The organism is Paenibacillus sp. RC73 (genome assembly GCF_044908085.1).
GTDB classification, from domain to species: domain Bacteria; phylum Bacillota; class Bacilli; order Paenibacillales; family Paenibacillaceae; genus Paenibacillus; species Paenibacillus terrae_A.
Window position 1 is genome coordinate 160,201 of the sequence record NZ_JBIYCV010000003.1, and the last position, 11,781, is coordinate 171,981.

The following is an 11,781-nucleotide window of genomic DNA, read 5'->3' on the forward strand; positions in this document are numbered from 1 at the left end:
CGTTCCCCTATTTCTTTTGTTGGGTAACGGCTATTTATTTTTTTGAAAAATTTTATGTCAATCGTTTGACATGTCAATCCTTTAGTATATAATATAAATTATTATAGAACGTTTTCTGAAAACGCTTTACTTGCAACGTGAATCTCACATAAGGGGACGAAGAAGATGAGCAATAAGTTAAGCCTCAAAGAGAAGTTAAGCTATGGCCTGAGTGATACCGCTTACAATTTGGTATTCACTGTTGTTTCAACATATCTCATGTTTTACTACACCGATGTTGCAGGACTAAGCCTCGAATCTGTCGGTCTGTTATTTTTAATTGTCCGTGTACTCGATGCCTTCGCCAGTCCGATCTTCGGGATTCTCATTGATAGAACCAATTCCAAGTATGGTAAAGCACGGCCCTGGTTTCTATGGTTGGCAATTCCATTCGGGATTATCACGGTGCTGTCTTTTGCTGTAGGCTATTTCGATGATTCTTATAAACTGGCGTATGCCTATATTACCTACATTTTACTGAACATTATCTTTGCAGGTATCAATGTACCTATTTCGGCGATGCTACCGAGTCTCACTACGAATCCACTGGAAAGAAGCTCGGCCAATATGTTTCGTAATATCGGCGGACAGATTGGTGTGTTGGTATCAGGTGTGGTTGCTCTTCCATTGGTCATTTTTTTTGGAGGGGGGACGAACCAAAAGGGATTTATATTCACCATGGGGATATTCTCCGTGTTATCCGTAATTATGTTTCTATTAACGTTTAGGAATACGAGAGAGCGTGTTCAATATGATCAGGGCAAACCGGTTCCTTTCCGAGACAGCATTAAGGCGCTCTTGCCCAATTTTCCATGGTGGATGCTTGCACTGACTAATTTTGTGATCTTTATCGGCGTAGTGGCCAAAGGGTCTACCATGATATTCTTCTTTAAATATAATATGGGAAACGAGGGAATGAGTTCGCTTGCCAATGGGATTAATGCAGGTGCCATGATCATCGGTATGTTGCTAGTTCCATTTATTGTAAAGAAAATGAAGAACCGAAATCTGGTTTTGATTGGGTTACTGGTCAGTATTCTGGGACAGATTGTGATGTGGATGGGTTCGATGGAGCCTTCTGTTGCTCTTACACTGTTTGGTGTTGCTCTGGGATCGTTTGGTTTGGGGGCTGCGCAAAGTACGGTTTTTGTTATGTTTGCCGATACCGTCGATTTTGGAGAATGGAAGTTTGGTGTCAGAGCTCAAGGTCTGTTAACGGCAGCCGGAACGATCGGAATTCAGTTTGGCGCAGGGATTGCAGGAGCTTTAACATCCAAAATTCTGGCTAAGGGAGGGTTTGTAGCTAACATGGCGCAGACAGAGTCTGCATTGCAGGCCATTACAACTAATTTTGTCTGGATTCCTGCGATTGCATTTGCGATATGTATGCTCTTCATTTATATGTACCGGATTGACTTTGTCCAAAGCCAAATGCGTGCAGAGCTGATTGAAAGAAGAGCGGCTCAGTAACTTAACATATTCATATTCAAAAAATTTGAGATTGAGGTGGCTGTCATGTCATTACAATATATTGAAACTTCTGTTCATGGGTTGACGCTAAGAGGAACAGCTCATATTCCTGAGACCCTCAAGGGCAGTAAATATCCTACTGTCATTATGTTTCATGGATTTGGGGCTAACCGGATCGAATATTTTTACTCATTTGTTCAAATTTCACGCCTGCTTGAAAAGCAAGGGATTGCAGCTGTGCGGTTTGATTTTGGAGGGCATGGCGAAAGCGAGGGTGATTTTTACGACGTGACCATTTCCGGAGAGGTGGAAGAGGGAAAGGCCATCGTTAACTTTGTCCGGCAGCTGGAATTCGTAGACCCGTCCCGAGTCAGTCTAATGGGTATGAGCCTAGGGAGCGTGGTTGCCAGTATAGTAGCTGGTGATTTGTCTGAAGACATTCACTCTTTATGTATGTGGTCCCCTGCGGCAACCGTAACCGACGAAATCAATAACAACAAAACGATTCAGGGACAATCGATTTCGTCCATGGATCAACAGGGGTATTTTGATTTCAACAGTTTGCGTCTTGGACCGGGATTCATTGAGGATGTAGCCAGCTTGGATATTTACACCAGAGCCTCAAGTTTTAAAGGAAATGTCACCATTATACATGGAGATCAGGACTTTATAGCACCTATTCAATATGCCTATCAATATGAACAAGCCTATTCACAGCCCATTGGCATTCAGATCATTGAAGGTGCCGACCATTCATGGGGAAATGTACCTCATCGGGAACAGCTGTTCAGAAATACGTTAGATTTTTTTGAAAAGAACGCTAAATAATAGATATCCCACAGCGGGAGAACAGGGGAGAAACCATCGTGTCCATTAAAAATGAAATTATGCTTATCACTTATGCAGACAGCATGGGGAAGAATTTGAAAGAGCTGGGGGAACTGCTAAACGGCCATTTTAAACAGGTTATCGGTGGCGTCCATTTGCTTCCTTTTTATCCGTCTTCGGCAGACCGTGGCTTTGCTCCGATGACCTATGAGAGCGTTGACGCACCCTTTGGTGACTGGGAAGATATTAAACGGCTGTCTCAGGATTTTTACCTCATGTTTGATTTTATGATTAATCATATCTCTCGCAGCTCGGCGTATTTTCAGGACTTTGTCCAACATAAAGACGCTTCGCCGTACGCCGACTTGTTTATCCGGTACAAGGATTTTTGGCCGAATGGAGAGCCCACTCAGGAAGAAGTGGATTTGATTTATAAAAGAAAGCCACGTGCGCCTTATGTTGATGTCGAGTTTAAGGATGGTACGACGGAAAAGGTATGGTGTACCTTTGATGGGGAACAGGTGGATCTTAATCTGCACTCGGACGTGACCCAGCAATTTGTCAGAGAAAACCTGATTCGTCTGGCTGAAAAGGGTGCTTCGATCATCCGACTTGATGCTTTTGCATATGCTACCAAAAAAAGAGGAACCAATTGTTTTTTCGTGGAGCCTGAAATTTGGGACATGCTTGGTGAAGCACAGGAGATATTGAAGCCATACGGCGTCGATGTTCTGCCGGAGATTCATGAACATTACTCCATTCAGTTGAAGCTTGCTGAGAAGGATCATTGGGTTTACGATTTTGCCCTGCCTATGCTGGTGCTGCACACACTGTATAGCGGTAATAGTGAGCGTCTCATTCACTGGCTGAACATCTGTCCGAGAAAGCAGTTTACTACGCTGGATACTCATGATGGAATTGGAGTAGTGGATGCCAAGGGCTTAATGACGGATGAAGAGATCGAAGAGACCAAAAATAATTTGTTCTCCAAGGGAGCTAACATTAAAAGGGTATACAATACGGCCGCCTATAATAACCTGGATATCTATCAACTCAACTGTACGTACTATTCAGCACTCGGCAACAACGATGATGCCTATGTACTGGCAAGAGCCATTCAGTTTTTTGCACCGGGCATCCCCCAAGTCTATTATGTAGGGCTGCTGGCAGGTGAAAATGACATCGCGCTATTGGAAGAAACGAAGGTAGGCCGTAACATTAATCGGCATTACTATTCCCAAGAGGAAGTCATTGAAAACCTGGAAAGACCAGTTTTGAAGCGATTGTTTCAGTTGATGAAATTCCGCAATTCCTATCCTGCTTTTGATGGTGAAATCAAAATCGTAGAAGCTGGAAATTCCGATCAGTTGGAAATCCAATGGGAAAAAGGGACCTATCGTGCCCTTCTGAAAGCCAACGTGCGGACCCACGCATTTACAGTTGATTATGTAGATCTGGAAAAAGGGTCCCTTGTACGTCTGACAGGCGTTTAACTGATAGGACGCATCGGATTCCAAGAGCATAACAGAATATAATGTCCTGCACGGTTATTCAGCCGCCCGCCCACAGTCTATTCCCTGTTGCGGGCGGATTTTCATTTTACGGTAACCACCGGGCGTGATGCCTTCCAGCTTTTTCAGGGAACGGTTCACCGCCAGCTCACGCAGCACGGATACTTCGATTTCCTCCACTATTGATTCCAGTGTATCCGCGAACCTTTTTTCTCGACCCATTCATCCGCCGCCGCTTTACGCCTGCCCGCTGTTCTCACCTTCGCTCTGCCGTACCCCTTTCTGCATGTCCTACTAACATCTACAAATATTGACGCTTTAGCTCCTGTACACAGGCTTCAATTCGTTCCGGTATGATGTGAAATAGTGAAGACCACGGCATGAACAGCTCCGGCGCGAAGTAATATTCCTCAAATTCCATGGCTGGTACGAAGGACAACGATTGGAGATGGCGCCGTACAAGCCCATCAATTTCATCATTCGTGGCAATCAGGCCGTGGAACAGCTCGTTCGTCAGCAGCCCGTCCACCCCGGCGCGTTCGTTCGCATTGGTGTACAGGTCAGGCAACAATTCGAAAATGTCCGTGATCGGCGAGAAAGCGTGCTTTCCCGGTTGAGAGTACAGACGTACATGCGTACCGTCTAGTAGATTACCGCGGTCCTTGAGTAGCCCTTTGAACACTCTGCCGTGGAAGCTGGCTTCGCAGTCTACGACCTCACCATCATGCCCGACATAGACCCACACATGCTCCAGCTCATAGAGGTGACCGATTTCGTAGTCCCACCAGATGGCATACTCCACAATATGCTTCACCCGTTCGTCCGAAAATTCCAATGTGCGACGAAAGGAGGGGGAAGGACCCGGTTGATCCAGCACCGTCACACCAACAAAATCCGGGTAAAATGGCTCCTTGTGATCAAACATCAGGTAAGGCGCATATCGCAGCCAAAGAGCGGTATTGTTGTCATTATCGGTTACATTCATGGGCGGAACCTCCGTTTCGTGTAATGTAGTGAAGCTATGAATACCTGTTATTTCTGCTAATCATACAACTGCTTGTATTCCTCGTCTATATGACCCCCGGTTCGCACTTCGAGGGACGAATTATGCACTATTCTAATATTCTGAGCCTCAAATGTTATTGAGAGATGAAAGAGAAGAGATGAAAGCGTTAATGTTGAGGAAAAAAATAAAATGTGTCATTTTAAAAAAAGTCTATACATATAAATTAAATGTATAGACAAATTTAAAAAGCGGATTTATAATTACGCTGTAAACGTTTTCTAGTAGTTAGCATCCAATCAGACCTTGAAGGGAAGGAACAATCATGAAGAAAATTTTACTGGCGTGTAGCTCAGGTATGTCTACAAGTTTGCTGGTTACCAAAATGCAGGATTATGCCAAATCTATTGGAGACGAGGCTGAAATTTGGGCAGTAGGTCAAGATCAGGCGACAGAAGACATGGCTAATGCTGACGCGGTATTGATTGGCCCGCAAATGAGTTTTCTTAAAGGACAGCTGCAAAAGGAAGCTGCTCAATACGGTATCCATGTAGAAGTGATCGACATGATGGCGTACGGACTGGTGGACGGCAAGAAAGTCTATGAACAGGCTTTGAAGCTGGTGGAGCGTAAAAATGGATAAAGTCAACATAGCCGATCTGACGGAAGAGCAAATTAGTTTCCAACTCATTCTTCATAGTGGAAGCGCTCGCAGTAAAGTGATTCAAGCACTGAGCGAATACCGGAATGAGAACACGGAAGGTGCAGACGATCTCATTAAGCAGGCGAAGCAGGATTTGCGGGCTGCGCATGATATCCATTTTCAAATGGTGAAGAATGAAGCCGGAGGAAACCCAACTCCTTTGTCGCTCCTTCTGATGCATGCGGAAGATCATCTCATGTCCACGGTCACTATGAAGGATCTGGTTCAAGAGCTGCTGGAGCTTTTTAAATCCAGAAATTTATAATCTGTACACAAGAGTTTGTGAAATTAGGGGCATGAAAATTTCACAACAAACCTGATGCAAGTTACTTCGCGGGGAGGAATAGGCTTTGTTTGAAAAATTAAGCCAAATTTTAATACCTATTGCCGGTAAACTGAACAACAACCGCTATCTTACTGTACTGCGTGATGCATTTATGTTGTCATTTCCATTAACGGTTTTCGGCTCCATTATCGTCGTTATTATTAATCTGCCGTTTCTGAAAGGGTGGATGGGCGAGGGCAATCTGACGACTTTTCAGAATCTGCTGAATATTGCGCCCAATGCAACACTGAATATCATGACTATGTTCGTGGTCGTGGGGATCGGATATTATCTATCCCGAAGTTATAAGGTCGAACCGATATTTGGCGGCATGATCGCTTTGGCCAGCTTCCTGATGCTGACTCCGTTCGTGCTGACACAAGAAAGCGGTGCCACGATTGCTGGGGTCATTCCGGTCGACCGGATCGGGGCCAAGGGCATGTTCCTCGGGATGATCGTCGCTTTTATCGCGGCTGAGATTTACCGAAAGGTGACGCAGAAGAAGATTGTTATTAAAATGCCACCAGGGGTTCCGCCAGCGGTTGCCAAGTCTTTTGCCGCGTTGCTTCCTGCGTGTATTACGCTGGGCATATTTTTAATCATCAACGTAGTGGTTACTCTGACGCTTCATAATAACCTGCATGATTTGATTTATCATGCCGTTCAGGCACCGCTGGTGCATTTGGGCAGTGGCATTATCCCTACCTTGATTGCTGTTTTCTTTGTCCAGCTCTTATGGTTCTTTGGACTTCATGGTCAGATTATTATCAACTCGGTCATGGACCCGATCTGGAACACGCTGGCACTTGAAAACTATGAAGCGTACTCCAAAGGTTTGGAGCTGCCGCATATTATCACTAAGCAGTTTGTGGATATTTATACAGTAGGTATCGGTGGTACAGGTATGACCCTGGCCGTGGTGCTCTCGATTCTATTCTTCCTCAAGAGCAAGCAAATGAAGCAGGTCAGTAAGCTGGCCCTTGGACCGGGTCTGTTTAATGTCAACGAACCCGTCATATTCGGTCTGCCGATTGTGATGAATCCGCTGATTTTTGTCCCATGGGTCATTTCTCCAATGATCGTTACACTGATTACTTACTTTGCCATGTCCACCGGGATTGTACCGCCGCCAAACGGGATACAGGTTCCTTGGACGATGCCGTTGTTCTTTAGTGGAATGATGGGTACGGGCTCTCTGATGGGTGGCGTGCTGCAACTGTTTAATATGGCTGTCGTCTTTATCATCTGGTTCCCGTTCCTGAAAATTATCGACCGGGTAAATGTTCGTAAAGAACAGGAAGAGGAGCTTGGCCAAGCAGCCAGTGCAGGCAAGGATCAAACTGTTGGAATGTAACGTGAATGAGCTGCTGGATTAGCAGCTTGTTCATTGGAAAAGAGAGAGGAGTAGAGCTGTGAATCATACCGAAATGAAAGATACAGAGAAGCAAACCGTTTCATACCGTTTTCCATCCGACTTCTGGTGGGGTTCCTCAGCTTCGGCTACCCAGACAGAAGGAACCGTGGAGGGAGACGGCAAAGGACCGAACATATGGGATTATTGGTTTGAGCAGGAGCCGAACCGTTTCTATGACGGGGTCGGTCCTGCGGATACGTCCCGTTTCTATACCCGTTACAAAGAAGATATTGCACTCATGAAAGAGCTTGGTCACAACTCTTTCCGGTTCTCCATTTCCTGGTCTCGTCTGTTTCCGGCGGGAAGAGGTGCCATAAACCAGCAGGCGGTTCAATTCTATAATGCCGTCATTGAAGAATTGCGTCAGGCCGATATTGAGCCGTTCGTGAATCTGTATCATTTTGATTTGCCGATGGCTTTACAGGAAAAGGGAGGCTGGGTGAACCGGGATACGGTCGAAGCATATGTGGATTATGCCAATATCTGCTTCGAGCTGTTCGGGGATCGTGTAGCCAAATGGTTTACGCATAACGAGCCAATTGTCCCGGTGGAAGGCGGCTATCTGTACGATTTCCACTATCCGAATGAAGTGGATTTCCGTAAAGCTGTACAGGTGGGGTATCATACCCTGTTATCGAGCGCAAGTGCCATTCAGGCATACAGAAAGGGAGGCTACAAGGGCAAAATCGGCATTATTTTGAACCTGACGCCAACCTATCCGCGTAGTCAGCATCCGGCAGACGTGCAGGCCGCTGAGATATGCGATGCGTTCTTTAACCGTTCCTTTTTAGACCCATCTGTGACGGGAGAATTTAATCCTTTGCTCGTGGAGCTGCTGCGCCAAGAGGAATTTTTACCAATCACGGAAGAAGGGGATCGGGAGATTATACGTCAGGGCACTGTGGACCTGCTAGGCATTAACTATTATCAGCCGCGCAGAGTCAAGGCCCGCGAAAGTCTGCCGAACCCGGACGCGCCTTTTGTGCCGGAACGTTACTTTGATTATTATGTGATGCCAGGTCGCAAGATGAATGAGATGCGGGGCTGGGAGATCTATGAGAAGGGCATTTACGATATCCTGACCAATGTCAGACAGAATTACGGAAATATTGAATGCTTTATCTCGGAAAACGGGATGGGTGTTCAGGGCGAAGAGAAATTCAGGGATGAACAGGGTATGATCCGCGATGACTATCGCATTGATTTTATCCGTGAGCATCTAAAATGGGTTCAACGGGCGATCTCGGAGGGCTCAAATGTGAAAGGCTATCACCTGTGGACGTTTATGGACAACTGGTCCTGGTCGAACGCCTATAAAAACCGCTATGGCTTTGTATCTGTCGACCTGCAGGACGGAGGCAAACGATCCGTTAAACAAAGTGGGCACTGGTTCAAGCAGGTGATCGAAAATAACGGATTTTAAGGTGGTCCTCTGGACCGCCTTTTTTTCTTCATCACCGAAAATGGACTATGCCGTATGCCGCTGGTGAGAAAGTGTAATGTTCGGTATACTTACTTATACCGTAACACCTTAACGTCCCGCCTGCAGAACAAAATGAACCAGCGATACCGATGTTTTGGTAAAATGCTGACATAAAACAATTTTTAGTACAGGTGGTAGACTGATGAATAAATACGAGCGGATTGCACAAGAGGTCAAACAGCGGATTATGGATAAGACTTATAGCGGTGATGATCCGATTCCCGATGAAATTTCGCTGGCAAGTGAGTTTCAGGTGAGTCGGATGACGATTAAGAGGGCATTGGATACGTTGGTGATGGAAGGGCTGCTGAATCGTAAACGAGGACACGGAACCTTTATCGTCAAATCGGTTCACAACGGTCCTGTTAATGTCGTCGTGAATGAAATGCTGGGGTTAACCAATCTGCTGCGCGGGAAAGAAATCAAAAATAAAATCGTAGCCTTTGACGTTCAATTTCCATCCGAGGAAGTAGCGGCTCATCTATTTATTGATGCCAATTCTCCTGTGTATCACCTCATCCGTCTGCGTGTTGTAGAGGGTGAGCCCTATGTTATCGAGCGCACGTACATGCCCACGAAGCTGATTAGCGGTATTACCGAGCAGGTGCTGTATGGCTCGGTGTACAAACATATTAAGGAGGAGCTGGGCCTTAATATTGTCGGTTCACATCGTACAATTCGCGCGTCCAAGTCGACAGAACTGGATCGGGAGCATTTGGACTGTGCAGCGGATGATCCAATCTTGGAAATTGAGCAGGTGGGATATCTGGATACGGGTATTCCGTTTGAATACTCTTTCTCACGACATCGGTACGACAAATTTGTGTTTACCACAGTGAACCGGATGCGTTGATAAGTAAAGAATAAAAGAATAAGCATAAGGATTCGAGCTACAGATCTCGGATCCTTATGCTTTCTTTTGGTTAACCATTTAGGGGAAAAGGAGACGTTCTATTTTTTACAATAAGAAATAAAATTTTCTAACCATTGTATGATTCCAGTCTCGCGTAAAATAGCACCATCTAATACAAGATAATCGCCAAAGTTATCACTATCAAGAGGAGGAATAGTTTCATAGCGTTCTTTATTTTTGCGTAAATGTTCCAGCCTATCTTGATGTTGAAGCAGCTGATGTTCCAACAGATTTAATCGGGTTGTTACATCCAGATGATTAGAAAAATACATTCTCAGCCTAAACACATCTTTGGGAGTCGGTTCAATAGGCTCTGCTTTTTTTAACCATTGTAAAAAATCTTCTTTGCCTTCCTCCGTAATCGAATACAATTTTTTTTCTAAAATCTCTCCGCTAATTTGGATTTCGTAGACGATAAGTCCCTCATTAAGCAGTTTTTTTAATTCTGGATAGATCTGACTGTGCTTTGCAGTCCAAAATTCGCCTAAATCTCTACTGAATTCTTTACCGATATCATAACCAGTCATAGGTTCTTTATTTAACAAGCCTAGGATGGCATATTTTAAAGTTCTCATAAGGCTCTCTTCCTTATACATATTCGTCGTTTATTGGTTAAGTATAACATATTTAGCGAGTCCACAATAAAATTGATACATATATTCAAAAACACGTTCGACAAATCATATAAACACATACATGTTTCTGTTGATATATTCGAAAGTGCATGTTAATATTAATTCGAAATATGTGAATGATTTCACAATACAACGACGAGGGAGAAGAAGATCTTAGTGGAACTTACAAAAAAGAGATGGATTATTCTGATTGCAAGCTGCTTTATTAATCTGTGTATTGGATCAATTTACGCGTGGAGTGTATTTTCTGCCCCAATGGCAGAATATTTGAGCAGCGTCACAGGACTTAGTTTAACACCGGGGAATTTGGCTATAGCATTTACGATTACAAATTCGGTAGGTCCTATCACGATGATTTCAGGTGGCTGGATTAATGATCGGTTCGGGCCCAAGAAAGTGATCTTTGTAGGGGGCTTGCTGTTTGGAGGCGGTATGATTTTATCAGGATTTGCAACATCTGTAGGTTACCTGGTATTGGCTTACGGTATCATACTCGGCCTAGGAACGGGAATGGTTTACGGATGCACAATTAGCAACTCTATTAAGTTTTTCCCTGACAAAAGAGGATTAGTTGGCGGTATAACAACGGCTGCTTATGGAATAAGCTCAGTTATTATACCTCCTATTGCCAATAGTTTAATCAATAGGTCTGGTGTGACATCAGCGTTCATTATCATCGGTATAGCATTTCTTATTATTGTATGTGCTGCTTCTTTCTTCATTGAGAAATGTCCATCTGATTTTGTCCCTGCAGGATGGACACCCAAGACTGTAAATGTTGGCCGTTCTATTCAGAACGACAAAGACTGGAAAGGCATGCTCTCAAGCCCTCTGTTTTATATCATGATCTTGTTATTAATGTGTGGTGCTTTTGCCGGACTCATGTGTACATCACAAGCTTCTCCTATAGCTCAGAAAATGATTGGTATGTCTGCGGCAGCCGCTACGACAGTTGTTTCCGTATTGGCATTGTTTAACACGGGCGGACGAATCGTTGCAGGCTATATTTCGGACAAAATCGGTCGAATCAATACCCTGGCATTTTCCTCTGTCTTTTCGGTCATAGGACTCACATTGCTTTATTTTTCAGGCGAAGGTAGTGTGTTGACATTCTATATTGGTATTTCAGTTATTGGTTTATGCTTTGGTGCACTGATGGGGGTATTTCCTGGATTTACTGCCGATCAGTTTGGTGTGAGAAATAATAGTGTGAATTATGGAATTATGTTTATTGGATTTGCAACAGCAGGATACTTTGGCCCATCCATTATGAGTCATGTTTACAGCACAGACAGTAGCTATCAGAGAGCTTTTGTCATTGCGGCCGTACTTGGCATAACCGGACTTGTTCTAACATTTGTATATAAGTTGGCTGCCCGAAAAAATCAGAAGATGGCTGTAGGTAAGAATTAGGGATATATCCATTAAATGTAATAAAGTAATAAATACAGATAAGG

12 protein-coding genes are annotated in these 11,781 nt (G+C 44.3%); 9 read left to right on the top strand and 3 right to left on the bottom strand.

Translation table 11 applies throughout. The features are described from left to right. Window positions 1–165: 165 nt before the first annotated feature. Genes ABH897_RS07635 through gtfA form a run of 3 tightly spaced genes read left to right on the top strand, consistent with a single transcriptional unit; the run spans window position 166 to window position 3,830 of the window. Complete coding sequence (locus tag ABH897_RS07635; RefSeq protein WP_283653837.1) at window positions 166–1,509, top strand: MFS transporter; 1,344 nt, start codon at window positions 166–168, stop codon at window positions 1,507–1,509. A 45-nt stretch (window positions 1,510–1,554) separates the two neighbouring features. After that, a complete protein-coding gene (locus tag ABH897_RS07640) occupies window positions 1,555–2,337 on the top strand; it encodes an alpha/beta hydrolase family protein (protein ID WP_283653836.1) in 783 nt (260 codons plus the stop codon). A gap of 38 nt (window positions 2,338–2,375) precedes the next feature. Continuing rightward, window positions 2,376–3,830: a sucrose phosphorylase gene (gene gtfA / locus ABH897_RS07645; protein ID WP_404591521.1), complete on the top strand. Its 1,455-nt coding sequence runs from the start codon at window positions 2,376–2,378 to the stop codon at window positions 3,828–3,830. Between the two features lie 54 nt (window positions 3,831–3,884). Here gtfA and ABH897_RS07650 read toward each other — a convergent pair whose 3' ends face one another. Together ABH897_RS07650 and ABH897_RS07655 are read right to left on the bottom strand one after the other, a co-directional pair. Beyond that, on the bottom strand, window positions 3,885–4,070 hold the full coding sequence (locus ABH897_RS07650) for a hypothetical protein (RefSeq protein WP_283653834.1): 186 nt from the start codon (window positions 4,068–4,070) through the stop codon (window positions 3,885–3,887). A 79-nt stretch (window positions 4,071–4,149) separates the two neighbouring features. Beyond that, window positions 4,150–4,833, bottom strand: a complete 684-nt coding sequence (locus ABH897_RS07655) for a hypothetical protein (protein WP_404520513.1) — start codon at window positions 4,831–4,833, stop codon at window positions 4,150–4,152. 343 nt (window positions 4,834–5,176) lie between these two features. Between ABH897_RS07655 and ABH897_RS07660 the strand changes: the two genes are divergently transcribed. The 5 genes from ABH897_RS07660 (at window position 5,177) to ABH897_RS07680 (ending at window position 9,629) form a co-directional block, all read left to right on the top strand. Then, on the top strand, window positions 5,177–5,494 hold the full coding sequence (locus ABH897_RS07660; RefSeq protein WP_044644206.1) for a PTS sugar transporter subunit IIB: 318 nt from the start codon (window positions 5,177–5,179) through the stop codon (window positions 5,492–5,494). After that, window positions 5,487–5,819, top strand: a complete 333-nt coding sequence (locus ABH897_RS07665) for a PTS sugar transporter subunit IIA (protein ID WP_283653832.1) — start codon at window positions 5,487–5,489, stop codon at window positions 5,817–5,819. The genes ABH897_RS07660 and ABH897_RS07665 overlap by 8 nt, the downstream gene beginning before the upstream one ends. 85 nt (window positions 5,820–5,904) lie before the next feature. Continuing rightward, on the top strand, window positions 5,905–7,233 hold the full coding sequence (celB, locus tag ABH897_RS07670; protein ID WP_283653831.1) for a PTS cellobiose transporter subunit IIC: 1,329 nt from the start codon (window positions 5,905–5,907) through the stop codon (window positions 7,231–7,233). A 73-nt stretch (window positions 7,234–7,306) separates the two neighbouring features. Continuing rightward, entirely contained in the window at window positions 7,307–8,716 is a 1,410-nt protein-coding gene (locus ABH897_RS07675) for a glycoside hydrolase family 1 protein (protein WP_283656345.1), read from the top strand. 202 nt (window positions 8,717–8,918) lie between these two features. After that, the gene (locus ABH897_RS07680) at window positions 8,919–9,629 is read left to right on the top strand and encodes a GntR family transcriptional regulator (RefSeq protein WP_283653830.1); all 711 of its coding nucleotides are present in this window, start codon (window positions 8,919–8,921) and stop codon (window positions 9,627–9,629) included. Between the two features lie 98 nt (window positions 9,630–9,727). Here ABH897_RS07680 and ABH897_RS07685 read toward each other — a convergent pair whose 3' ends face one another. After that, entirely contained in the window at window positions 9,728–10,264 is a 537-nt protein-coding gene (locus ABH897_RS07685) for a PadR family transcriptional regulator (protein WP_404591523.1), read from the bottom strand. A gap of 216 nt (window positions 10,265–10,480) precedes the next feature. Between ABH897_RS07685 and ABH897_RS07690 the strand changes: the two genes are divergently transcribed. Beyond that, complete coding sequence (locus ABH897_RS07690) at window positions 10,481–11,737, top strand: L-lactate MFS transporter (protein WP_404591525.1); 1,257 nt, start codon at window positions 10,481–10,483, stop codon at window positions 11,735–11,737. The last annotated feature ends 44 nt before the right edge of the window (window positions 11,738–11,781 follow it).